Source organism: Dorea sp. AGR2135 (assembly GCF_000420885.1).
Classification (GTDB): domain Bacteria; phylum Bacillota; class Clostridia; order Lachnospirales; family Lachnospiraceae; genus Dorea; species Dorea formicigenerans.
The window spans coordinates 162,348-187,744 of record NZ_ATVU01000004.1; the positions used below are offsets into that span (position 1 = coordinate 162,348).

Genomic DNA, 25,397 nt, shown 5'->3' on the forward strand with positions numbered 1-25,397 from the left:
ATGCCCGAAGGCTTGAAACTTTTGCAGATTCGCAGAATACGTTTCTGTAAATGTGGATATAGGATAACATGGAAAGGGAAAGAATACAAGATGTTATTGAGAATGTCAGTCGTCGTTTACACAATAAAAAAGATGCAGTTTTAAAGCTGCATCATTCCTGACATAATACACCCGCCGCAGGCACCTTGTTTTTTCAGGCTGTTCCATTGCTGCGGGTCAAATTTTATTCCGCCGATTCCGTAGACAGGAATCGTGACTGCATCACAGACATTTTTCAAAAAATCAAGTCCACGTGGCGGCAGGCCTTTCTTACAATCTGTTGTGAAAATGTGTCCGGCTGTCACATAGGTCGCACCGAGCCGTTCTGCTTCCATGGCATCCTCGACAGAATGAACAGATGTGCCGATTTTATGGAAGTCCGTAACATGAAAACTCTGCGAGATTGTCGAATTCTGACTTTGTAAATGCTTCTGCGACTCGGCAGACAACTCCCGTAACAGAGGCAGTGGCAAATGAATGGCATCATGTCCAAGTTCCAGCGCTGCTTTCCAGTAAGTATGTAAGATACATGGGACATCGTAAGCTTTACAGATATCCAGAATACTTTTTGCTAATGCTTTGTATTCGTCTTCTGGCAGATCCTTTTCTCTAAGAACGAGAGCGTCCGGGTGCCATTCGCAGACCCGTTTAATCTGGTCTTCAAAAGGTTGATTGCAGAGATGTCGGTTTGAAATAGCAAGGATTTGGAAATTTTTGCCAGTATCATTCCTCTTCTTGAGAATAGAATTATTTATCATAGAATCATTACAGTTCATATTGGATTCCTACTTTCTGAAAACTCCTCACAGCCTATTACATAAGCTCTTCTTTGAAATTTACATTTCCCAGTATAAAAAGTCTGATATGGAATGTCAATGTATGCTTCAAAGAAACACGAAAATATTCATAATATATGTTATACTCTAGTTGCAATGTTCGACTTGAATTTGCGTGTGACAGAAAACTCGCAATCATTATTAGTGACAAAAACTTGAAATGATAGAAAAGGATTACGGGAAATTACATGGAACAGTACTATTATAATAGGATGAATAAAATAGAACAGGCAGTTTATCATGCCTTGTATCAGGGATTTTTAAATATAGATGAAGAGATTCAGATCCCAAGACTGGAGGGTGAGGCACTTTATAATGTCTTTTTCAAGCTCCGGCTGGATCATCCGGAAATTTTCTGGGCAACAGGCTATAAGTATAAATATTACAACGATTCTCCCAATCTGATTTTTGTGCCGGAATATTTATTTGAAAAAGCAAAGATAAAAGAACATCAGAAAGCCATGACAGCCCGAGTAGAGAAAATCACAAGAGAAGCGAAAACATTTTCCCAGTGGGGCAAGGAAAAATATATACACGACTTTTTATGTGAAAGTATACATTATGATAAGCTGAAAAAACCTTATTCCCATGAGATTATCGGACCTTTAGGGCATGGGGTAGGCGTATGTGAAGGAATTGCAAAATCCGTGAAGGTATTGTGTGATGTCCTTGGAATCTGGTGTATGATCGCAGTGTGTGGAAATAATCCGGAAAAAGGGATTAAGTACCGTCATACATGGAATATCGTAAAGATTGACGGACAGTATTATCACCTGGACGTAACATTTGACAATACGCTTGGCAATTATGAGAAAAAAGAAAATCAGAAACCGGAAAACAAAACTCCACGCAACACATCGGGAAAGAACAAAGCCGGAAAAGCAGAACAGATGGATTTCAGGTACGATTATTTTAACCTGGATGATAAAAACATTTTCCGGGATCACGAACCACTGTTGTATCCGGCTCCAGCATGCAACGAGGGCGGACGCTACTATTATAAAGAAAAGAAACTGTCATTTACAAAGATAGAAGATGTATACAAGCGGTCGCTTCAGGCAGCGAAGAAAGGACGCGTGCTGACCTTTCACTGGCGAGGCGGCTATCTGACCAAAGAAGTGTTAAAAGAACTTCTGGAAGAAATCGAGAGAGCCGGACGTGAGAAAAATAAACAGCCTCAGATTAGTCTGAACTGGGCACAGGCAGTCTTGAGGGTGGAGTATCAGGAACTGCCGGAAGGCATGATCAGAGAAACGAAAGTTGTGATGGAAGATGCCAATGAAGGAGAGCGAGAGATAATTGGAAACAGAGAAAAGCACAGAAAATGTGTGGAAAGCAGAGCAAAAGAATAAAGAAAATGTGGAAAATCAGGCGTACCAGATTAGTCAGGAGAGAGCTTTGGAGATGCTGGAAGAACTTTTGGAACAAGATCAGTTCGAATTACTTCTGCCAGAGTATAAACTGGTTTATATGATGAACGATGCAGTGGAAAGTTTTCTTGTATTTCACGGTGCGCGAATGACCGGAATTTATCAGGACGATTATGAAGGACCACTGGATGCATCAGTTACCTATGAAAATGGAGAATATGTGCTTGTGGTACATCAGGACGATTCCGTTGTAACGCTCTTTTACCAGTCGCTGTCAGTGGAAGTACATTTATACAATTATGGAGAAATCGGACATTTCTGGGTGGAAGGGTACGAATACTTAAGACAACTGGAATATCGCATTGCAATTTTACGGGACAAATTAGAATATCTGGGACCGGAATTCTGCACACCGACAGAACAGAAACTGGCAATGTTAGAACAGTTCCCGCCACTCAATTACTGCTGTTACCCGGCAGTGCCGGATCAATATATTGTACCAAAAGATAATCCGTGGCAGCCGTCAGAAGAGGCAATCACAGTCATGGAAGAATTCGCAGAAGAAGCAGACGATAAAAGCATGATAAAGTTATTAAAATATTACCGGAAACATCATGGTATGAGAATGAGTCGTTACATAGCCGTAAAATTACATCAGACAAAACATGTACGCTTCATAGAACTTCTGACAGAAAAACTCAAACAAGAAGCCGCAAACTATCCAAACCGGAGTTTCGGAAAAGAAGCTGATGAAAGACATCAGAAACTTATCAGTCAGGCAAAAAAAGAGCAGGCAGAACTTTATCAGCAGGGAATCAAATCCGAGGTACTAAGAGAAGAGCCATTCGTCACCGCACAAGACGAACTCGACTATAAGGTTTATCTCATGATTTATAAGTGGCAGGGAAAAAACAGGGGCGTCAATGTCAGAAGAATAAATTAATTTATAAATTTAATGCAAGACAATTTATGAATGATATAGAGATTCGCCTCTTTATATTTTGTAACAAAAACTAATTTAAAAAATCACGTATACGCTGGAGCATGGCCGCGGGACACTGCATTAACAGAGAAAATTCGAACATTCTTTACATAATAAAAAGAGCCCTCCCACCGGAAGACTCTCAAAGGAAAAAGTATGAAAAAGAAAATAGTTATTTATATCTCAGCATCTCTCTTGCTGATGTCTATATAATAATGAAAAAATGTTTTCGATTTGTGTTTAGATTGTTAAAAAAGTGTGAATCATGGAAAAGAAAAGTTTTGATGCAATTTTTATCTGTTATAGACAAGAAAAAGGGAAAAAAAGAGGCTAAAATGAAATTTATAATTTAAAATCTTGCAAATTCCATTGTTATTTTCTTAACTATTGTTGAAAAATGAAGTTGTCATATTTTTATCTTGCATTTCTCAGAAAAATCCTGTAAACTAAATCAAAAGTGCATGTAATCCGTGTGGGGCAGATGAACTATCATGCGACTTTTTGGTCAAGTTGTAATTGCCCGTGGGATTAGAGAGAAAAAGGCTAATTGCAAACCAATAAAAAAAGAGAGGAAGAAGACAATGAAACAGTTCAAGAAAGTTCTGGTGGCGAACCGTGGGGAAATCGCCATTCGAGTATTCCGCGCGCTCAATGAGCTCGGAATTGTGACAGTCAGCATTTATTCTAAGGAAGACAGATACGCTCTTTTCCGTTCCAAAGCAGACGAATCCTATCCCCTGAATCCTGATAAAGGACCGATCGATGCATATCTTGATATTGATACAATTATTAAGATCGCACTGAATGCAGGCGTAGATGCAATCCATCCTGGATATGGGTTCCTGTCAGAGAATCCGGAGTTTGTAGATGCATGTGAACAGAATGGCATTACATTTATTGGACCTTCCAGTGATATTATGAGAGCAATGGGAGATAAGATTTCTTCCAAACAGATTGCCATTGCAGCAGATGTACCGATCATCCCTGGAGTAGATCACGCGATGAAATCTTATGAAGAGGCAGCGAAGATCGCAGACATGGTCGGATATCCGATTATGCTGAAAGCTTCCAACGGTGGTGGCGGACGCGGTATGCGTATTGTCAATGATCCGGCTGATCTGGAAAAAGAATTCAACGAGGCGAGAAATGAATCTAAAAAAGCTTTCGGTGATGATATGATTTTCGTTGAGAAGTATCTGAAAGGACCAAAGCATATTGAGGTTCAGGTAATCGGAGATAATTACGGCAATGTTGTGCATCTGTTCGACCGTGACTGCTCTGTGCAGAGACGTCATCAGAAGGTCGTAGAGTATGCGCCGGCATTTACCATTCCAGACGAGACAAGAGAGAAGATTTTTGATGCAGCAATCCGTCTTTGTAAAAATGTTGGATATGTTAATGCAGGAACACTGGAGTTTCTGGTAGACAGAGATAACAATCCATACTTTATTGAAATGAACCCTCGTATTCAGGTAGAGCATACAGTCAGTGAGATGGTGACAGGAATTGATATCGTGCAGGCTCAGATCCTGGTTGCAGAAGGATATGCTCTTGATTCAGAGGAGATACATATTAAATCACAGGAAGATGTTACATGTAACGGATATTCTATTCAGACTCGTGTTACTTCTGAAGATCCGGCAAATAACTTCCTGCCGGATACAGGTGAGATGACAGTATATCGTTCCGGTTCCGGTAATGGTATCCGTCTGGACGGTGGCTGTGCATATGTCGGAGCCGTTGTATCACCACACTATGACAGTCTGCTTGTAAAGATTATTTCTCATGACCGTACCTTTGCAGGCGCAGTGAGAAAATCCGAGCGTGCCCTTCAGGAGATGCGTATCCGTGGAGTTAAGACAAATATTCCGTTCCTGATCAATGTGCTGAACCACCCGACATTCCAGTCCGGTCAGTGTTACACAACATTTATCGAGGAGACACCGGAGTTATTCCGCCTGACACACAGCCTGAACCGTGCGACTAAGATCATTGAGTTTATCGGTGATCGTATCATCAATTCTGACATGGGTAAGAAGAAACAGTTCGATAACCGTATTCTGCCGACATTTGACCATGATAAACCGGTCTATGGTGCAAGAGATGAATTTTTAAAATTTGGTGCAGAAGGCTACATGCAGAAGATTTTAAAAGAAGAAAAGCTTTATGTTACAGATACAAGTATGCGTGATGCGCAGCAGTCACTGGTGGCAACACGTATGCGTAGCAAAGATCTGTGCGGTGCCGCTTATGCGACAAATGCATTTATGCAGAACGCATTTTCAGTAGAGGCATGGGGAGGTGCTACATTTGATACAGCGTACCGATTCCTGAAGGAGTCACCGTGGAAACGTCTGACAACTTTAAGAGAGCGTATGCCGAATACATTGATCCAGATGTTGCTTCGTGCGTCCAATGCCGTTGGATACAGCAACTATCCGGACAACCTTGTAAAAGAGTTCATTCAGATTTCAGCAGAGAATGGAATCGATGTATTCCGTATTTTTGACAGTCTGAACTGGATCGAGACTATGAAACTGCCAATCGAGGAGGCACTTAAGACTGGAAAGATCGTTGAAGGTGCAATCTGCTATACAGGAGATATTACAAGTCCGAACGAGACAAAGTATACATTAGATTATTATGTGAAGATGGCGAAAGAACTGGAGTCTTTAGGATGCCATTCTATTGCGATCAAGGATATGGCAGGACTTCTGAAGCCGCTGGCAGCAAAAGAACTGATCAGCACACTGAAGAGAGAACTTCATGTACCATTACATTTGCATACACACGATTCCACGGGAAATGGTGTAAGTACTGTTATGATGGCGGCAGAAGCCGGCGTAGATATTGTCGACCTGGCAATTGAGTCTATGTCATCACTGACCAGTCAGCCGTCTATGAACGCAGTAGCAGAGGCACTTCGTGGAACAAGACGTGACACAGGCCTGAAGCCGGAGGAACTGACAGAATTAAGTCACTACTACAGCCGTGTGCGTGAAGTATATGCACCATTTGAAAGTGATATGAAATCTCCAAACACAGAGATTTACAAATATGAGATTCCAGGAGGACAGTACTCCAACTTGCTTGCACAGGTAACAAGTATGGGATCACCGGATGATTTTGAAGCAATCAAGGGACTTTACAAAGACGCCAATGATCTGCTTGGAAACATCGTAAAAGTAACTCCAACTTCCAAGGCAGTCGGTGATCTGGCTATCTTTATGTACAAGAATGGCCTGACAAAAGATAATATTCTGACAGAAGGTGCCGGATTATCCTATCCGGATTCCGTCGTATCTTATTTCCAGGGTATGATGGGACAGCCGTATGGTGGATTCCCGAAGGAGCTGCAGAAGATTGTCCTGAAAGATATTAAACCACTGACAGAACGTCCAGGTGCACTTCTCCCGGCAGTTGATCTGGATCAGATTAAGAAGGATCTGTGCGAGAAATATCATTATGAGGATCGCTCAGAAGCAGATATGTGCAAGAAAGCAGTCAGCTATGCGCTGTATCCGAAGGTATATGAGGACTATTGCGAACACTTTGAGATTTACAATGATGTTACAAGATTGGAAAGTCACGTATACTTCTATGGCCTTAGAAAGGGTGAGGAGACTAACTTGAAGATTGGCGAAGGAAAGGAACTTCTGATCAAATATCTGGAAGCAAGCGAGCCGGACGAGGACGGATACCGTACATTGATGTTCCAGGTAAATGGATCTATCCGTAACGTCAAGATTCTGGATAAGAAACTGGAGATCAAGACAGATCGTAAGCTTAAGGCAAGCAAGTCCAATCCGAAACAGCTTGGAGCAAATATCCCAGGTATCGTAGGAAATGTCCTTGTCAAAGAGGGAGATCCGGTCAAAGTCAATACACCGCTTCTTACTCTGGAAGCTATGAAGATGGAGACAATTGTTGTATCTACGATCGAAGGTGTTGTAGACAAGATTTATGTAAAACCAGGTGAAACAGTGCATCAGGACGATTTGATGATGTCCTTCCAGTAAAAAGATTTTTGAAAAAAGTCTTGAAAAGGACTAATCAGAGGATTATAATCAAATACAGATAAGAGAGATTCTTCGGGGCAGGGTGTAATTCCCAACCGGCGGTAAAGTCCGCGACCCGCTGTGTAAGTGTATGCAGTGGCTGATCTGGTGAGATTCCGGAACCGACAGTAAAGTCTGGATGAGAGAAGAATTATGGTGAATGTATGTCAATCCCCCGAAGCGTAAGCGTCGGGGGATTTTGTGTTGTCAAGCATACGACAAAAAGGTTCGGCGGACCTTTTTTAGTGATACATTCTAAAGAAGCATAGTTCCAAAAGAAGTATTCTTTCTTACTTAAAATAAAAGAGGGCAGTGCCTGAGGTTTTCATTTGCACAGCTCAGACACACCGCAGATAAAAAGGAGAGAAAGAAATGAGTACAAATGTAGCAACACAGAACAAGTCAAACACAGCAGGTATGTCAAAAGTAAGATTCATTACCCAGGTGGGAATGCTGGGGGCAATTGCAGTTATTTTAATGGCATTTGAAATACCGCTTCCATTTGCACCGGCATTTTACAAGATTGATTTCAGCGAAGTTCCGGCACTGATCGGCTGCTTTGCAATGGGACCGGCAGCAGGAGCAATGATCGAACTTATTAAAATCGTATTACATCTTCTGATCAGTGGAACATCTACAGCAGGTGTCGGTGATATTGCCAACTTTGCAATTGGTTGTGCCTTTATCCTTCCGGCAGCATGGATCTATAAAGCAAAACACTCCAGAAAAAGTGCAATGATCGGAATGGCAGCAGGAACTGTATTTATGGCATTTATCGGTTGCTTTTTAAATGCATATGTATTACTTCCGGCTTATGCAAAAGCATTTAGCATGCCAATCGATGCGTTGGTAGGAATGGGAACAGCAGTAAATGGTCATATTACGAATTTACTTACATTTGTCGTATTTGCAGTAGCACCATTTAACCTTTTGAAAGGTGCAATGGTATCCGCTGTAGTACTTCTGATCTACAAGAAGATCAGTCCGATTCTGAAAATGAGATAATATCAGCTGGGAGATGACTCCCGCCTCTATAGGTGGTGAGAAACAAGCTTGTATCAGTGGGGGTTTTGTTCCAACATCATTATATAGAAGGAAAATATTAAAAAATAGCAGGTGGATATATGGCACTCAATGTCAGAGCTTAAATATGACATTGAAAGCGATATGTTTACCTGCTATTTTCTATTATGTAAAAAGATTGTACTGATAAAAAAACAGAGTGAAATCTAAAAATTTCATTGACAGACGGAAAAGAAGGAGATATTATAAGGTCAATACAAAAACAGAGTTGGAGGATAGGAATTATGAAATTTAAAAAAGTTGTAAGTGCTGTATTAGTATCAGCACTGGCAGTCAGCATGATGGCAGGCTGTGGTTCTAAGAGCGGAAGCTCAGATTCAAAATCAGATGTATTTAAAATTGGTGGAATCGGACCGATGACAGGAGATGCAGCAGCATATGGTGAAGCAGTAGACAACGGTGCAAAGCTTGCTGTAGAAGAGATTAATAAAAATGGTGGAATCAATGGTAAGCAGGTTGAGTTCAAGACAGAAGATGATCAGGCAGATGCAGAGAAAGCTGTGAATGCTTACAATACTCTGAAAGACTGGGGTATGCAGATTCTTATGGGAACTGTAACATCTGGTTCTTGTACAGCAGTAGCATCTGAGACAGACAGTGATCACATGTTCCAGATCACACCTTCCGGAACAGCAGTAGAGAGCGTTGAGGATCACGACAACGTATTCCGCCTTTGTTTCTCAGATCCTGAACAGGGAACAAAATCTGCAGAGTACATTGCAAAGAACAAACTTGCAACAAAGATAGCAGTTATTTATAACAGCTCCGATGTATATTCTAATGGAATTTACACAAACTTCGCAGCAGAGGCTAAGAAAGAAGGCCTTGATGTTGTAGCAGCAGAAGCATTTACAGCAGATAATAAGACAGACTTTTCTGTACAGTTAAAGAAGGCACAGTCATCAGGAGCTGATCTTGTATTCCTTCCAATCTACTATCAGGAAGCATCTGCTATCTTACAGCAGGCAGCTAAGTTAGATTATCATCCGACATTCTTTGGATGTGATGGACTTGACGGAATCCTTGGTGTAGAGGGATTTGATAAATCTCTTGCAGAGGGAACGATGCTTCTGACACCTTATGCATCTGATGCACAGGATGAGAAGACTCAGGCATTCACAAAAGCATATGAAGATAAATACGGCGATACACCAATTCAGTTTGCAGCAGATGCATATGATGCAATTTACGCTATCAAAGCTGCAGCAGAGGAAGCGGATGTAACACCGGATATGGATTACTCAGAGATGTGCGACAAATTGATGGACGCTATGACAAAGATCAAGATTGACGGTCTGACAGGTGTAGACGGAATCACATGGGAGAAGAACGGTGAGCCGAACAAGGCACCTAAGGGTGTTAAGATTGAAAATGGTGTATATGTATCCATGGACTAATTCAGCCCGATAAGTTAAAATAGTGATAAGCGGCTGCTACAGAATTGCTGTGGCAGCCTTTCTCACATATTGCATCATAGTTGGGGCTTTTGCCCCCAACATCATTATAATTGAGAGGTAAAAATTTTAGTTAAAGGAAGGAGAAGAAAAATGAGTTTTATATCTTATCTCATTAATGGTATCAGCCTTGGAAGTGTATATGCGATCATCGCTCTTGGCTATACCATGGTATACGGTATTGCTAAGATGTTGAACTTCGCCCATGGTGACGTTATTATGGTCGGAGCATATATCGTATTGACTTGTGTGACAGGCACAGGTCTGAATCCAATTGTTGCAATCATTATTGCGACGATCGCCTGCACAATTTTTGGAATTGTAATTGAAGGAGTTGCTTATCGCCCGCTTCGTAATGCGGCATCTCCACTGGCAGTTCTGATTACAGCAATCGGTGTCAGCTACCTGCTTCAGAACCTGGCACTTCTGATTTTTGGTTCTAATACGAAATCATTTCCAGAAGTCATCCAATTGCCGAACTTAAAACTGGCAGGTGGAAAGCTTACAATTACAGGAACAACCATCCTGACAATTGTACTATGTATTGTTATTATGGCAGGTCTGATGCTGTTTATTAATAAGACAAAAGCAGGTCAGGCAATGTTGGCTGTATCCGAGGACAAAGGTGCAGCACAGCTTATGGGAATTAATGTAAATAAGACTATTTCCATGACATTTGCAATCGGATCCGCACTTGCTGCAATCGCAGGTGTACTGCTCTGCTCTGCATACCCAAGCCTGACACCTTATACAGGTTCCATGCCTGGTATCAAGGCGTTCGTAGCAGCTGTATTTGGTGGAATCGGTTCTGTACCGGGAGCGCTGATAGGAGGAATTATTCTTGGAATCATTGAGATTCTCGGAAAAGCATACATTTCTTCACAGCTTGCAGATGCAATCGTATTTGCAGTTCTGATCGTGGTACTTCTTGTAAAACCTACTGGAATTCTTGGTAAGAATATCCAGGAGAAAGTGTAGGTGGCAGGAATGTTAAAGAATATGAATAAAACAACAAAAAACAACATGATTACATATCTTATGGTAATCGTAGTTTACGCAGTAATCCAGGTACTTGTTACAAGTGGAAGCCTGTCTAGCTTATTTACAGGATTACTTGTACCAATCTGTACTTACATCATTTTGGCAATTTCTCTGAACCTGGTCGTAGGTTTTCTTGGAGAACTGAGCCTTGGACATGCCGGATTCATGTGTATCGGAGCATTTACAAGTGCATTTTTCTCTAAATGCATGAAAGGTGTCATTGAGCCGAATCTTTTAAGATTCATGATTGCTCTTCTGCTCGGAGCAGTGTGCGCAGGAATTTTCGGAATCCTAATTGGAATTCCGGTACTTCGTCTGAACGGAGATTACCTGGCAATCGTAACACTGGCGTTTGGCGAGATTATTAAAAATGTAATTAATGTCTTTTATATTGGCAAAGATTCTAAAGGATTCCATTTTTCAATGAAGGATTCCGTGTCTTTGAACATGGAGCCGGATGGAAAGATTCTTCTGAACGGACCACAGGGAATCAGCGGAACACCGAAAGACAGTACATTTACTATTGGATTTATATTAATTCTGATCACACTTGTCATTGTTCTGAATCTGATCAGCTCCAGAACCGGACGCGCGATCATGGCGGTTCGTGATGACCGTATTGCAGCAGAATCCGTAGGAATCAATATAACAAAATATAAACTGATTGCATTTTCTCTGTCTGCAGCAATTGCAGGAATGGCTGGAGTGCTTTACTCACATAATCTGTCATCGCTGATGGCAACACCACAGAACTTTGGTTACAACATGTCTATCATGATTCTTGTATTTGTTGTTCTGGGAGGCATTGGAAGTGTGAGAGGTTCTATTATTGCAGCAGCAATCCTGACACTGCTTCCGGAACTTCTGCGTGGGCTGTCCAATTACCGTATGCTGATTTACGCAATTGTATTGATTGTCATGATGCTCTTTAACTGGGCTCCGAAAGCAATTGAGTGGAGAGAAAAACATTTGGCAAAATTCAAACAGAAAAAAGCAGTAAAGGAGGAAGCATAAGATGGCATTATTAGATGTAAAAAATCTGTCCATTTCCTTCGGAGGACTGCGTGCAGTAGACGGGTTTGAAATGCAGATCGAAAAAGGGGAACTTTACGGACTGATCGGACCGAACGGAGCCGGTAAAACAACGGTATTCAACCTTCTGACAGGTGTGTATAAGCCAAATGAGGGAATTATCAAACTGGATGGCGAGGATATTACAGGTAAGAAGACGATTGACATCAACAAAGCAGGTATTGCAAGAACATTTCAGAATATCCGTCTGTTCAAGCAGTTATCAGTACTTGATAATGTAAAAGTAGGACTTCACAATCACTATAAATATTCTACACTGGAAGGAATCTTACGGCTTCCAAAATACAAAAAAGTAGAGAAAGCCATGGACGAGAAGGCTATGGAAATCTTGAAGGTTTTTGATCTTGACGGTGAAGCAGATGTGCTGGCAACGAACCTTCCATATGGTAAGCAGAGAAAGCTGGAGATTGCCCGTGCTATGGCAACAGAGCCGAAGCTTCTTCTTCTGGACGAGCCTGCCGCAGGTATGAACCCGAATGAGACGGGAGAACTGATGGAGACGATCCAGTTCGTGAGAGAACATTTTGGAATGACAATACTTCTGATCGAGCATGACATGAAACTGGTATCCGGAATTTGCGAAGAACTGACAGTTCTGAATTTCGGTCAGGTACTGGCACAGGGAAAAACAGCAGATGTGTTGAATAACCCTGAAGTTATTTCTGCATATCTTGGAGATGAATAAGAGAACCGGAAACAAACGTAAAGAAAAGCCAGACAGGAGGAAATAAGAATATGGCAATGCTTGAAGTAAAGGATTTGGAAGTATATTACGGAATGATCCAGGCAATCAAAGGCATTTCGTTTGAAGTAAACCAAGGAGAAGTTGTGGCTCTTATCGGAGCAAATGGAGCCGGAAAGACAACCACACTTCATACAATTACAGGTCTTCTTCCGTCAAAGAAAGGAACTGTAACATTTGAGGGACAGGATATTACAAAAGTGCCTGCTCACAAAATTGTATACATGGGAGTCGCACACGTACCGGAAGGACGTCGTGTATTTGCAGATCTGAGCGTATACCAGAATCTGAAAATGGGTGCATACACAAGAAAAGACAAAGAGGAGATTGAACAGACGCTTGCTATGGTCTATGAGAGATTCCCTCGTTTGAAAGAAAGAAAAGACCAGAGAGCCGGAACACTCTCCGGTGGCGAGCAGCAGATGCTGGCAATGGGACGGGCGCTTATGTCAAAACCGAAACTGATCGTCATGGACGAGCCTTCCATGGGACTTTCACCAATCTTTGTAAACGAGATCTTTGACATTATCAAAGAAGTAAGAAAAACGGGAACGACAGTACTTCTCGTAGAGCAGAATGCGAAGAAAGCATTGGAAATCGCAGACCGCGCCTATGTATTAGAGACAGGTAAAATCTTGCTCAGCGGAGATGCAAAAGAGCTGATGAACGACGATGCAGTTAAGAAGGCATATCTTGGTGAATAGATGGCAAATGTGTAGAAGTTCAGGGAAGAGTAATGTTTTCTTCTATGAGTTTCAGATTGAGGCTTGTTAGAGCAAGACTTGCATAAATGAGATGTTACATATAGAATATAAGTAACAGAAAAAGATTGGGGGAATTGCTATGAAAAGAGTAGTAATAACAATCAACAGACAGTATGGAAGCGGTGGAAAGACCATCGGGTACATGCTGGCAGAAAAACTCGGAATTCCATGCTACAGCAGAGAAATCCTGCAGCGTGCCTCCGAGGAAAGTGGTATTAATGAGAGTATGTTCAATGCACGAGATGAACGCCTGAAAAGGTTACCGAAATTCCTGCTATCCACCAACGTATATAGCGGAGAACTCCTTCCACCGGAAAGCAAAGAATTTACATCGGATCAGAATCTCTTTAACTACGAAGCTGAGATCATTAAAAAATACGCAGCAGAAGGTTCTTGTGTATTGATCGGACGATGCGCTGACTTTGTCTTAAAAGACGATCCGGACATGATCAGCGTATACGTTCATGCAGATCACGATTTCCAGATGAAATCCGCATTAGAGCGTGTCAGCATGAGCGAAAAAGAGATGGAGAAATACATCGAACGAACCAACAAATACCGTTCAGACTTCTATCATTATCACACAGGAAGAAGCTGGGATGATGCAGAAAATTATGACCTGTGCATCAACAGCGGAAAACTTGGATTTGAGAAGACAGTAGAGTTGATTGAATCTTATATCAAGATAAAATAGTAAGATGGGGACGTAGCACTTTGCAAAAGTGTTACGTCCCCATCAACGATTCAGGGTGTCCCCAATTTAGTGTTTCAGACTTTTTCTATAGATCCACACAGAAGCTATTGCGCTGATAAGTTCTGTGATCCAGAATGCATTCCATACTCCGACAGCACCCCGGATACGGCTTAAAATAAAGGCCGCCGGCATAATGATAACTACATAACGCATCAGAGAAATGAGCAGTGACTGTACCCCTTTTCCGAGGCCTTCCAGTGCGCCGGAAGCAGTAACGGAGATACTGGAAACAATAAATCCGGAGCTGATAATGCGAAGTGCAAGACCGCCCGCCTGAATTGTTTCAGGATTCGTAGTGAACATTCCGATAAGACCATTTGCAAAAAACAGACACAGAAGTGTTCCGCCTGTCATGATTCCACCACACATAAGCAGCGCCAGACGGAAAATTTTTCTTACGCGCTCCATTTCTCCGGCACCATAGTTGTAACCAATGACTGGACGCATTCCCTGGACAATTCCACTTGCCGGAAGATAAAGGAACGTCTGCAATTTGTAGTAAATTCCAAGCACTACGACGTAAATGTCGGAGTAGGCGGAGAGAACACCATTAAGAAATGATACTAAAAATGAAGGCAGAGCCAGGTTTAAAATGGCTGGTACGCCAATTGTGTAGAGCCTAAAATCCAAGGATCGTTGAAGGGGCAGACAAGATTTTTTTAGCTTTACCGGAAGTGGCTTCTTCACATAATAGATTAGATAAACAATTACAGTAATAATCTGTCCGATGCCGGTTGCAAGCGCAGCACCTTTAATTCCGAGTTTTGGGAAGAATCCAATTCCGAAAATCAGCAGCGGATCCAGTATGATATTGGAAATACAGCCGCATAAAAGTGCAAACATCGTCTCATTCATTCGTCCTACAGCCTGAAATATTTTCTCAAAAGCCAGACTGATCATAATCACTGGCGCGAACAAAAACACAATTCTGGAATATTCTAATCCAAGTTTTATAACATTTTCATCTTTCGTAAATGCTCCTAAAAATGTTGGCATAATTGCAATGCTGATGATCAGAGCAAGAAATCCATGTATCACTGAAAGAATCATTCCGTGAGTTGCGGAAGCATTTGCATTTTCTTTATTGCCAGCTCCGAGATGGAATGCGATCATAGCGTTGATTCCGACGCCAAATCCAATGGCAGTCGCATTCACAAAGTTCTGTACCGGAAAAACCAGTGACAGGGCAGCCATTGCCTGCTCATTGATCTGAGCTACGAAAAAACTATCTACAATATTATAAAGCGAGTTCACCAACATTGAAATGACCATAGGAAGCGCCATAGAAGTCAAAAGAGGCAGAATCGGCTTTTCTTTCATAAATGTATCATTCATAAATATTTCCTCCTTAAAAATATGTTAACCGAATTATTTCGGGCATACAAAAAGCCGTACAATTATAAAAAGTCTATAATTGTGCGGCGAAAAAAAGTTGAACTGAAAAAGTCCACACTGTAGTTTTTAGAATATGTATTTTGTAAATGTTACTTTGAATCCGAAACATTAATCAGATTTAGCGAGATAAGAATAGCATAAAGATTTTTATACGTCAACCTGTCATTTTTATAGGACATCTAAATCTGTAAACTATAGATATAAGAAAGCAAAGAGACAATGGAAACTATATAAATTACAGATTATGTCTAAGGAGGATGAAGAATATGAAAGGATATGCAACATCAGAAGGTTACATGGGATTAGTGCAAGGAAGATATATGTTATTCGCAAGTGAAGTAGATTATAGAGAATATATGGAGGATTAGATAAAATCCTTTTGAAATTGGGCGGAAGGTTACATGTGTGAAAGAACCGGATAATTATTATGATCAGGAGGCTTAATTAAATAATGATGATTGCCTGATGATTGTACGTGTAAATGGAAGACGGGATATTCTTATTATGATACAATAAGGATAAACTATAAGAATAACAAAAGAGGTATTTCCATGGACTTTAAGTATTGTAAATTAGAAATCTTTCTTCCGCCATCGCACCTGGAAGTCTTACAGAAAGCTCTCCAGGAGGTTGATGCGGGACACATCGGCAATTATGATTCCTGTATGTCGGTGAGTCCGGTAACTGGTTATTGGCGTCCGCTTGACGGCTGTAATCCATATATAGGGACGAACGGAGAAATCAGTTGTGAGCCGGAGTTAAAAGTGGAGGTTACAGTATATACAGAAAATGTTGATAAGACAATCGAAGCGGTGAAGACAGTTCATCCGTATGAAGAGCCTGTTATTAATGTGATTCCACTTTGGAGGACAAGCTTTTAATCATGGATATCATTGAACGGGACATTTATGCCCTGATTGCCTCTGGCGATGGAATTAAAGCACGGGAGATTGCTAAGAAACTGAATAAAGACAGAAGCACAGTGAATCATTATCTTTATAATTCGCCTTATATGAAGGATTTGTGCTGCCGTAATGAGAATTATGAGTGGTACGGACTAATCAGGCAGAGCAGACCACACGTGGGGCTGGGTGATTATAGCGGATATTATGGAATAGTAGCTGAGTTTCTGGAACTTACTGAGAATGAATGGTTTCAGATGTTGACGGAAGGGCTGTGTCGGTATGGCAGCTAACATGATCGGTGTCAAGAAGCGGATTATTGCAGCGAATATGGGATTTATGAATGTTGCCATGTTCAATCCGAGAATTGTGAAGAAAAGTGGTTCTTATCAGACAGAAGAAGGATGTTTGTCACTGATTGGCGTGCGTCCATGTACCAGATATCAGGAGATTGAACTCGAGTATCAGGACATGAACTGGAAAAAACAGCGTCAGAAATATACTGGTTGGATTGCACAGATTATTCAGCATGAGATAGATCATTGTAACGGGATTGTAATTTAATTTACGCGTATTTTACACAATCATGAAATAAAATCAATATTCCCTTGTTATATTAGATGATGCAAGGTCGACAACTTGCAGAATAAGTTTGAAAATGCAGAGCAGGAGAGATGTTGATGATTAAATCGTATGTGATTGATACTAATATATTGATTCAGGCGCCGTATGCATGTCAGTGTTTTGAAGAAAACCGGGTTATTTTACCATTGGTCGTACTGGAAGAATTGGACGGACTCAAGAAAGCAGAAGGTGAAAAAGGGGCAAATGCCAGACGGGCCATACGTTTCTTAGAAAAGCTTCGAATGAAAGGTGACTTGTTAAAGGGAGTAGAGTTGGAAAATGGTGGTTTTTTAAGAGTCGAGGCTAATTGTGTCGGAGTGGAACTCCCTGAAAGTTTGCCGGAAGATAAAGCGGATAACAGGATTTTGAAAGTCTGCAAAGGGATTTCTGATGAGGAAAAACCAGTAGTACTTGTGACAAAGGATCTGGTGCTTCGAATAAAAGCTCAGATTATGGGGATTGAGGCGCAGGATTTTAGTACAGAGCAGGTAATTGCAGAGGAAGAACAGTATAGTGGCAGACAACAATGCTTTGTAGCGGAGGATAAGTTCAAAGATTTTAAGAAAAAAGGAGTTTCTGTCAAAGAATTATATTTGTCAGATGAAATGGGAAATAAAATTCAACCGGAACTTGTAGAAAATGAATTTGTTATTTTAAAAGCAGATCAGTCGTTGAAGAAAACACATCTTGGAAGAGTGGAAGGTAAGAAAGTTGTGCCTTTAAAATACAAAAAGAGTTTACCATATGGAGTGAAGCCAAGAAACTCAGGTCAGTATTTCCTTCAGGAAGCACTTATGAAACCGGCTGATGAGGCACCGCTTGTGATTGTAAAAGGTATGGCAGGCACGGCTAAGACATTTTATTCTCTCGCAGTTGGTCTGGAGAAGATCTTGAATAATCCGACGGGGGAATATCGCAGAATTCTGATTTGCAGACCGAATGCACAGTTTGATTCGGATATTGGATTTTTGCCGGGAGATGAGCAGGAGAAGATATCACCGCTAATGCGCCCAATCATGGATAATCTGGAGCAGTTAATTGATTCTGATGAGGAAGCTCGTTATCAAGATGAACAGGAACTTCAAGGAAAAATAGAAGAAATATTTGCCAGAGGAATCATACAGGCTGAAGCAATGAATTTTATAAGAGGACGTTCATTTGTAAATACATATTTAATCATCGATGAAGCTCAGAATATGACACCAAATCAGGTGAAAGGAATTATTACAAGAGCCGGAAAAGGAACGAAAATTGTGTTGCTTGGAGATCCGAATCAGATTGACCGCCCATTTCTTGATGAGAGAACGAATGGTCTCAGTTATGCATCGGAGTATATGAAAGGAAGTCCGCTTTGCTATCAGATTACGATGTCAACAGAAGAATGTGAGCGATCGGAACTGGCGATGGACGCAATTCGAAGATTATAAATAACAGAAGGGAACATATTTAAATTGGATAAAATAACTTATAAATCGATCAAAAAGATGCCGGAGGTGAATGCATATATTGAACAGGGAAATAGAGTTTTAGGAATCTTAGGATATACAGAACATTCCAGAGGACATGCAGTAAAAGTTGCCGAGACAGCAGGAGAAATTTTGGAAAAATTAGGATATAACGAACATACAGTAGAACTTGCCCAAATTGCAGGATATATGCATGATATGGGAAATTGTGTCAACCGTGTAGATCATGCACATAGTTCTGCCCTGATGGCATTTCAGCTGCTTCGGGAATGGAAGTTTCCAGATGAAGATATCGCGGCAATTGTCAGTGCAATCGGTCAGCATGATGAACAAACTGGGACTGCAGTAGATGCTGTTTCTGCGGCATTGATCCTGGCAGATAAGACAGATGTCAGAAGAAACCGTGTAAGGAATCCGATCAAAGAGAATTTTGATATGCACGATCGTGTTAATTATGCGGCAGTTGCCTCCAGTCTTCAGGTTAATGTTGAGAAAAAAGTAATCTTATTGGAAATTGAACTTGATGAAGAAATATGCTCTATTTTAGATTATTTTGAAATATTTCTGCAGCGCATGCTGATGTGTAAAAGAGCAGCAGAAATACTGGGGTTAAAATTTAAGATGAAAGCCAATGGAAATAAAATCTGTTGATTATAAAGAATAAAAAGTGCAAATAAAATGTAAATAAAAAGAAGTGCCACTGTGGGATGTGACACTTCTTTTCGTTGCCGAAGCATCTGGAAGAACCTGCCAGTGACAGGTTCTTCCGGTAAGAGGGGAAATTACATTTATGAGAAAATTCTATCTCACAGGAAAACACTCTCAATGGGAGAGAAAATTATCCTTCAATGGAGATGAATTTTTTCTCTGGTTCAGCTGGTTTTGCTTCTTTCTTTGGAATGAAGAGTTTCAAGATACCGTGTTTGAACTCAGCCTTGATATCCTCTTCTGTAACATCTTCTCCAACATAGAAAGTTCTCTGGCAGGCACCGGCGTAACGCTCACGACGAAGATAACGTCCGGTATCTTTCTCCTGTTCGTCCTGATCCAAACCTTTTGCTGCACTGATGGTCATGTAACCGTCTTTCAATTCAGCGGTGATTTCATCTTTCTTAAAGCCCGGAAGATCCATCTCTAACTCATAACCGTCTTTTTTCTCTTTGATGTCAGTTTTCATAAGGTTGTGAGCATGATGTCCGTAAAGTTTTTTCTCTGCACGACGCTCTGCTTTGTCATCGTAAAATGGAAAGTTAAAGAAATCATCAAATAAATTATCATTAAAAATGCTAGGTAACATAAGTCATTCCTCCTAAAAATATATACTAAAATCGTTATAATCAAATTACTCATCTATGTGATCCGCAGGCGGTTCTTTTGAACCGCCACGGTTACAAAGAAGGTGTAACAAATCTAAAACTTGTATACAGTTTTGCTGTGAAATTATCCTTCAATGGAAATGAATTTCTTCTCCGGTACAGCCTTTGCTTCCTTCTTAGGAATTGTCATCTTCAAAGTACCATTCTCGAAGCTGGCCTTAATATCTTCCTCTGTAACAGCATCTCCAACATAGAAGCTACGGTTGCAGGAACCACTGTAACGCTCACGGCGGATATATTTGCCATCTTCATCTTTCTCATCTTTGTTCTGATTAGATGTAGCATGGATTGTTAAGTAACCATCTTTCAGCTCTGCTGTGACATCTTCTTTTTTAACACCTGGAAGATTCATCGTCAGTTCATAATCATTATCATTCTCTTTAATGTCTGTGTTCATGAGGCTTGTATTGCTGTAATCCCATGAATTCCAACCATCATCAAACCAATTGTCCAATAAGTTTTCTCCAAAAATACTAGGTAACATCATAAGTCATATCTCCTTTCAAAAGACATTCATAAAATATATTTAAGCACTGTCGGAGAAATCCGATGTGTTGTGTACCAGAACCTTTCGGATCAGGAATCTTATCTTTCTTTTGTTCCCCTTCCTTTGTTCTAACTGTAATATAGCACCTATTATTAGCACTGTCAAGGGCTGAGTGCTAATATTTTTGTTATTTTTTTGCAAACCCTTTAAAATCAATGGTTTGCAGTATCTTATTTCTTTTGAAATTGTGATTTTTTCTGTTTTGACACCAATTTGACACCAATTTTTCTTTTTGTGGTGTCAAGCATTTAACACCATACTATCTAGTCTTGCAATCTCATTTTCAATCCTTGTCAGCTCTCCAATATGGTTATACACTTCCATTGTTACATCTATATGAGCGTGTCCCATAATATATTGAAGAACTTTTACGTCCATACGGCACTCTGCCATTCTGGTACAAGCTGTGTGACGCATTACATGAGCTGAAAACTTTGGTAACAGCTCTGCTTTCCTATGCTCTTTTTTTGCTCTCTCTACTTCGGTTTTGTTATATGCGTCTACAATGTTGTATAAAACACTATTTACGCCATTCGGCATAAGCGGTCTGCCCGATTTTGCTGTAAAGACAAACCCCGAATACCCGTCCACCTCAATGCTCTTATCCTTTGCAAGCATAAAATTGATTTTCCTTTGTTCCTCAAAGGCTTTTGCAACTTCTTGTGTCATAGGTATAATACGAATACCCGACTCCGTTTTTGGTGTTGAGATATGGAACTTGCAACCGTCGCCTAAATTCTTATAAATGAGCTGGTGGTCTACATTAACCGTTTTTGCCTTGATGTTTATATCTTTCCATGTAAGACCAATAAGCTCCCCACACCTTAACCCCGTACCAATCATTATGGTAAACATAGGATAATATGTGTTATAGACATTGCTCTGTTTTACAAACTCCATAAACTTTTCTTGTTGAGAAACTGTTAAGGCTTCTTTTTCCTCTGCTGGTTTTCCATAATCACTAATGGAACTTTTTGCAGGGTTCTTTCGGATAATATCATCATCAACAGCCATTTCTAATGCAGGATAAAGCAGGTTGTGAATATACTTGATTGTAGAATAAGCATATCCAGCTTTGGAAAGTTTCGCATAATACGCTTTAATATGTGAGGGTAAAAGCTGAACAACTTTAATATTTCCAATCTCGTCTTTTACTCTGTTTTCCCAAGCACGAACATAACTAACTCTTGTAGTATCAGCCAGCTCACGAGTTGCCATATAACGCTCAAACAACGTGTTAAGCGTCATTTTTTTGATTGCTCCGTCTGTCAATATATTATCTTCCATATCTTTTGCAATCTGCTTCTCTTTTTCTCGAAGCTCTGGTAAATCTTGTGCATAGACTGTCAATCTCTTGCCTGTTCTTACATCTGTATAACGATAACTGTATCTTCCATCATTACGCCAGTTTTCGCCCTCTCTTAATTTTCTTCCTTTTGGGTCTTTTCTACTAATTGCCATGAGAACCATTCCTTTCTGAAAAAGCCTCTTTTCTTGTTCTCACAGCGTGCTTTGTCCTTTCTTATTATAGTACACACGCCAGAGAACATAAATAGAAAATCGCTCTATTCTTCCAAATATAACAAGTATTTCTTGACTTTTTCTATGGAATAAAGAACCCTGCGACCTATCACAATTTTTGCTCCTGCCTGCTCGCCAATCTTTCTTGCAGTAGCACGACCACAAGATAACATAGCAGACAGTCCCTCTATATCAACAGCAATCGGCTGTTCCGTTGCTCTTATCTTCGTTTTATTCATATTCCAACACCTTACCTCGCTGGAACATCACATCATTTAACACATCAGTATTTAACATAATGTAACACCCCCCTTTACTGTGTGTCTATTTATAAGTTACATAAGCAGACAGACGGCTTTGGAAAGCTCCATTAGTATCTCAACTATTCCCATTCTTGTGGGCAGAACCGCACCATGCGGACGTATCATTATTCTGTGAGGATAGGTCGTGGCAAAACGACTTTTCCAACAGTCGCTCTCGGATCACTGCGTGGGTCGCTCGCTTTCTTTTGGAAAGGTCGTGGCGTACAGTCCCCGTGGCTCGCTATCTCACAAACGTATCTGTCTGCTTTATTCAGTTGTCAAAGAGCTGTGGCGAAAGCGTGTTGCTTTCATGTAAAAGCAGGGCAGAGCAGGAAAGAGGGGGACATTAAACCATGCTCTGCTAAAAACTGCTTATTCTTCTTCGATTTCTAAGGCAATATCAAACCCTAAAATCATTTTGATAAGTGCTTCTCGGATAAGTCCCTTTAACTCCATATCTACAACAATATAGACATTGCCGTATTCATCATAGAGTGGACGCAAACAGCACTTTGATATGTACGGGTCATAAAATGCCAGTATTTTTTCAATCGCTTTTTCGTACCCGTCCATTGCTTGCGAAAGCAAATAGTAGGACGGCTTCTTAAATGTTTGCTTCATTTTACTGCTTCTCCTTTAGTATTTTTTTCATAGTTTCCAAAGCATGATGTCGGTTTCTAAATACACCGCTTTGCGTAATCTTTTGTAAGTTGGCAATTTCACTTTCTGTCATTTCCAAGAAGTAATACATTAACAGAGTATTTCTCTTTCTTTCTGGAAGTTTTTTCAAGGCTTCTGCCAGCTCATCATCAAGGACACGAATATCAATGCCACATACTGAAAAGATTGTATAATCTGTTTCGTAGTCGTCCCACACAGCAAAATTTTCAACGAAAATTTCTGGAAGTTCACAGAATGGAATTTCTTTATCTTTTCGTCGTTTCAATCCTTGTTGGTAGTCCTTTACAACATGACGGACAACTTTCTTCAAACAACTTTCAAAGCGACATTGAACTGTTTTCTGGAAGTCAGACGGTTTCATCAATCTCACCCCCTTTCCACTATGATTTGAAAAGTGTTTATCCCTCTTTCCGCACCATATAGGGAATGAAAGGTGTGATTTAATGACCTCTTTTGAAAAATTTTTAAATTTTTTTCGAGTATGAAAAAAGCCCGCACAAAACATATAGTCTGTACGAGCCTTTAAAGCTAAAACATATTCAATTTTTAATAGTGTGCTATTAGGTGGAATTTGATTGCAAAGAATTGTACTTAAAGCTTTCCATAATGCAAGCCCCCTTAAAGCACCGTATCAATGTTGGCATGGTTTTCAAATTACTCTGAAAAATTATGAACTGTTCCTTTTGGAAATGTAATGGTCAGTCTTGTATATTCTTTTTCCGTAGAAGCAATATCCAATTTCAAGCCCAACCTATCGCATAATTTTTTCGATAGATACAGTCCCATACCCGTTGCATTTGCCTTGTTTCTATTTGAACCCGTAAAACCTTTTTCAAATACACGGGATAAATCAGACGCTTTTATTCCACAACCATTATCTTCAATCACAAGCAATATATTTGTACCATTGTCTTGACTGTATATCGTCAGTTTATTTTCTTGCTTATCAAAATACTTAATCGCATTTTGCACGATTTGAGATAGAATGAATGTCAGCCATTTTTCATCAGTATAAATGACATTTTCTATGTCATGGATATTGATAATTGCTTTTCTTTCCATAAGCGAATGACGGAATTTCAGAATGACATTATGTATCACTTCGTCTAACTGCAACTGTTTTACAAAATAGTCCTTTTCCGTATTTTCGCTTCTTGCATAGTAGAGCATTTGTTCCACTAACTGAAATATTTTGTCTGTTTCTTTTTTTAATGTGTAATTTTTTGTATTGTCAAACGTCAAAGACAATGCTCCTATCGGTATTTTAATTTCATGGACGAAACTTTCCACATATTCTTGATAGTCCTGCTTTTCCTCTGTGATTTTGCCGATTTCATCATTCATAGATTTGCAGGCTTTTTTTAGTGCGTAGCAATAGGCTTTATTTTGAAATTCTTTTGGCTTTGGTAAAACGTCTGCAATATAATAGGTTTCTTCCAGTCCGTCTACTAAATCAATAATATGTTGTGAAGCGTTACGTTTCTTCCGATACAAACACCATTGAAAAAGCCCTTGTATGCTGATGAACAGAATTACCAACGATACAACAAACAGCGTATCTACACCGTAGAAAATCAAGAGAAATGCTACTACGGCAAGAAAGAAAAGCTGAAATAATATCTCTGTTATTTTTTCTTCTAAAAATGTAAAAAAGCTCACAGTTTCCAACCCTTTCCTCGTATATTTTCCAATAAATGAACAATCCCGATTTCTTTCATTTTCTTTTTTAGACGAGTCATATTAACCAGTAATACATTTTCGTCTAAATAATATTTGTCGTTCCACAGCTTTTCCAATAGTTCTTCTTTGCTAATAACTTTATCTTCGTTCATAAAGAAGTAGTATAAAATACGAAATTCATTTCTTGTCAGTTCAATGCTTTTCTCTTGATACTTCAGAATGGATAAATGTAAATCAAGGGTACAATCTTTTTTGACAAGCTCACGGAAATTATTCGGGTTTGACAACTGCAATGCACGCTTGATCTTCTCAAGAAGAATAAGCGTGTCATACGGCTTTGTGATGAAGTCAATCCCACCCACTTGAATACTTTTCAATTCGTCAGCATTTGTATCTCTGCTTGTTACAAAGATAATAGGTACTGGCATGACTTGTTTTATTTTCCTGCATACTTCGTAGCCATTCTCATACGGCAGGTTAATATCAAGCAGAACCAGTTCTATGGAATATTGCTTTAATTCCTCTGTCAGATTTCCAAAGTCAGTCAATAAAACTGTTTCATATCCTTGTGTGTTCAATAGTTTAGAAAGCTCCAAACGAGTGATTTCATCATCTTCGATAATCGCTATTCTCATTTCAACACCCCCTTGATTTACCATTATAATAATTCCACAGCAGGAGAGCTAGA

24 protein-coding genes, 1 pseudogene and 1 riboswitch are annotated in these 25,397 nt (G+C 40.0%); of the genes and pseudogenes, 15 read left to right on the forward strand and 10 right to left on the reverse strand.

The annotated features are described in order from the left end of the window. Positions 1-140: 140 nt before the first annotated feature. Positions 141-815, reverse strand: coding sequence for a thiamine phosphate synthase (locus tag G593_RS0104480; RefSeq protein WP_029730918.1), 675 nt, complete (start codon positions 813-815; stop codon positions 141-143). A 248-nt stretch (positions 816-1,063) separates the two neighbouring features. Between G593_RS0104480 and G593_RS0104485 the strand changes: the two genes are divergently transcribed. From G593_RS0104485 to G593_RS0104540, 10 genes are all read left to right on the forward strand, one after another. Next, complete coding sequence (locus tag G593_RS0104485) at positions 1,064-2,227, forward strand: transglutaminase domain-containing protein (protein WP_044994028.1); 1,164 nt, start codon at positions 1,064-1,066, stop codon at positions 2,225-2,227. After that, positions 2,175-3,188, forward strand: a complete 1,014-nt coding sequence (locus tag G593_RS0104490; protein ID WP_005335732.1) for a DUF3878 family protein — start codon at positions 2,175-2,177, stop codon at positions 3,186-3,188. Before G593_RS0104485 ends, G593_RS0104490 begins: the two co-directional genes overlap by 53 nt. Before the next feature lie 620 nt (positions 3,189-3,808). Further along, positions 3,809-7,246, forward strand: a complete 3,438-nt coding sequence (locus tag G593_RS0104500) for a pyruvate carboxylase (RefSeq protein WP_029730921.1) — start codon at positions 3,809-3,811, stop codon at positions 7,244-7,246. A 64-nt stretch (positions 7,247-7,310) separates the two neighbouring features. Beyond that, positions 7,311-7,440: riboswitch (FMN riboswitch) on the forward strand. A 217-nt stretch (positions 7,441-7,657) separates the two neighbouring features. After that, positions 7,658-8,290, forward strand: coding sequence for an ECF transporter S component (locus tag G593_RS0104505; protein ID WP_022278791.1), 633 nt, complete (start codon positions 7,658-7,660; stop codon positions 8,288-8,290). Between the two features lie 302 nt (positions 8,291-8,592). Further along, a complete protein-coding gene (locus G593_RS0104515; RefSeq protein ID WP_022278792.1) occupies positions 8,593-9,765 on the forward strand; it encodes an ABC transporter substrate-binding protein in 1,173 nt (390 codons plus the stop codon). 150 nt (positions 9,766-9,915) lie between these two features. Further along, positions 9,916-10,800: a branched-chain amino acid ABC transporter permease gene (locus G593_RS0104520; protein ID WP_022278793.1), complete on the forward strand. Its 885-nt coding sequence runs from the start codon at positions 9,916-9,918 to the stop codon at positions 10,798-10,800. Between the two features lie 9 nt (positions 10,801-10,809). Continuing rightward, entirely contained in the window at positions 10,810-11,877 is a 1,068-nt protein-coding gene (locus tag G593_RS0104525) for a branched-chain amino acid ABC transporter permease (RefSeq protein ID WP_029730922.1), read from the forward strand. 1 nt (position 11,878) lies between these two features. Continuing rightward, positions 11,879-12,640, forward strand: coding sequence for an ABC transporter ATP-binding protein (locus G593_RS0104530; protein WP_005330896.1), 762 nt, complete (start codon positions 11,879-11,881; stop codon positions 12,638-12,640). Between the two features lie 50 nt (positions 12,641-12,690). Continuing rightward, positions 12,691-13,401 (forward strand): ABC transporter ATP-binding protein, encoded by a 711-nt coding sequence (locus G593_RS0104535; RefSeq protein ID WP_005330898.1) that lies wholly within the window; start codon positions 12,691-12,693, stop codon positions 13,399-13,401. 139 nt (positions 13,402-13,540) lie between these two features. After that, on the forward strand, positions 13,541-14,155 hold the full coding sequence (locus tag G593_RS0104540; RefSeq protein ID WP_005341311.1) for an AAA family ATPase: 615 nt from the start codon (positions 13,541-13,543) through the stop codon (positions 14,153-14,155). Between the two features lie 66 nt (positions 14,156-14,221). Here G593_RS0104540 and G593_RS0104545 read toward each other — a convergent pair whose 3' ends face one another. After that, the gene (locus G593_RS0104545) at positions 14,222-15,550 is read right to left on the reverse strand and encodes an MATE family efflux transporter (RefSeq protein WP_005341312.1); all 1,329 of its coding nucleotides are present in this window, start codon (positions 15,548-15,550) and stop codon (positions 14,222-14,224) included. Positions 15,551-16,161: 611 nt separating this feature from the next. Here G593_RS0104545 and G593_RS0104555 point away from each other — a divergent pair. The 5 genes and pseudogenes from G593_RS0104555 (at position 16,162) to G593_RS0104575 (ending at position 19,253) form a co-directional block, all read left to right on the forward strand. Continuing rightward, complete coding sequence (locus tag G593_RS0104555) at positions 16,162-16,491, forward strand: cytochrome c biogenesis protein (RefSeq protein ID WP_029730923.1); 330 nt, start codon at positions 16,162-16,164, stop codon at positions 16,489-16,491. A 2-nt stretch (positions 16,492-16,493) separates the two neighbouring features. Next, positions 16,494-16,805: a winged helix-turn-helix transcriptional regulator gene (locus G593_RS0104560; protein WP_029730924.1), complete on the forward strand. Its 312-nt coding sequence runs from the start codon at positions 16,494-16,496 to the stop codon at positions 16,803-16,805. Further along, positions 16,777-17,076: pseudogene (locus G593_RS0104565) on the forward strand (peptide deformylase); the annotation flags it as partial. The gene G593_RS0104560 and the pseudogene G593_RS0104565, both read left to right, overlap by 29 nt. A 116-nt stretch (positions 17,077-17,192) precedes the next feature. Next, the gene (locus G593_RS0104570) at positions 17,193-18,563 is read left to right on the forward strand and encodes a PhoH family protein (protein ID WP_029730926.1); all 1,371 of its coding nucleotides are present in this window, start codon (positions 17,193-17,195) and stop codon (positions 18,561-18,563) included. Between the two features lie 57 nt (positions 18,564-18,620). After that, complete coding sequence (locus tag G593_RS0104575; protein ID WP_005330907.1) at positions 18,621-19,253, forward strand: HD domain-containing protein; 633 nt, start codon at positions 18,621-18,623, stop codon at positions 19,251-19,253. Between the two features lie 187 nt (positions 19,254-19,440). Here the strand turns inward: G593_RS0104575 and G593_RS0104580 are convergent, their stop codons facing one another. From G593_RS0104580 to G593_RS0104615, 8 genes are all read right to left on the reverse strand, one after another. Then, positions 19,441-19,899, reverse strand: coding sequence for an Hsp20/alpha crystallin family protein (locus G593_RS0104580; RefSeq protein WP_005330909.1), 459 nt, complete (start codon positions 19,897-19,899; stop codon positions 19,441-19,443). Between the two features lie 143 nt (positions 19,900-20,042). Then, complete coding sequence (locus G593_RS0104585) at positions 20,043-20,465, reverse strand: Hsp20/alpha crystallin family protein (RefSeq protein WP_005330910.1); 423 nt, start codon at positions 20,463-20,465, stop codon at positions 20,043-20,045. Positions 20,466-20,765: 300 nt separating this feature from the next. Beyond that, positions 20,766-21,986, reverse strand: coding sequence for a tyrosine-type recombinase/integrase (locus G593_RS0104590; RefSeq protein WP_009243513.1), 1,221 nt, complete (start codon positions 21,984-21,986; stop codon positions 20,766-20,768). Between the two features lie 104 nt (positions 21,987-22,090). Continuing rightward, positions 22,091-22,285 carry a hypothetical protein gene (locus G593_RS0104595; RefSeq protein ID WP_004614488.1) on the reverse strand — a complete coding sequence of 65 codons (195 nt, stop codon included), beginning with the start codon at positions 22,283-22,285 and terminating at the stop codon, positions 22,091-22,093. 435 nt (positions 22,286-22,720) lie between these two features. Next, complete coding sequence (locus G593_RS0104600; RefSeq protein ID WP_029730927.1) at positions 22,721-22,969, reverse strand: helix-turn-helix domain-containing protein; 249 nt, start codon at positions 22,967-22,969, stop codon at positions 22,721-22,723. 1 nt (position 22,970) lies between these two features. Continuing rightward, entirely contained in the window at positions 22,971-23,390 is a 420-nt protein-coding gene (locus G593_RS0104605; protein WP_009261829.1) for an RNA polymerase sigma factor, read from the reverse strand. 293 nt (positions 23,391-23,683) lie between these two features. Beyond that, positions 23,684-24,688: a sensor histidine kinase gene (locus tag G593_RS0104610; RefSeq protein ID WP_029730928.1), complete on the reverse strand. Its 1,005-nt coding sequence runs from the start codon at positions 24,686-24,688 to the stop codon at positions 23,684-23,686. Beyond that, positions 24,685-25,344: a response regulator transcription factor gene (locus tag G593_RS0104615; protein ID WP_009261831.1), complete on the reverse strand. Its 660-nt coding sequence runs from the start codon at positions 25,342-25,344 to the stop codon at positions 24,685-24,687. Before G593_RS0104615 ends, G593_RS0104610 begins: the two co-directional genes overlap by 4 nt. Between the last annotated feature and the right edge of the window lie 53 nt (positions 25,345-25,397).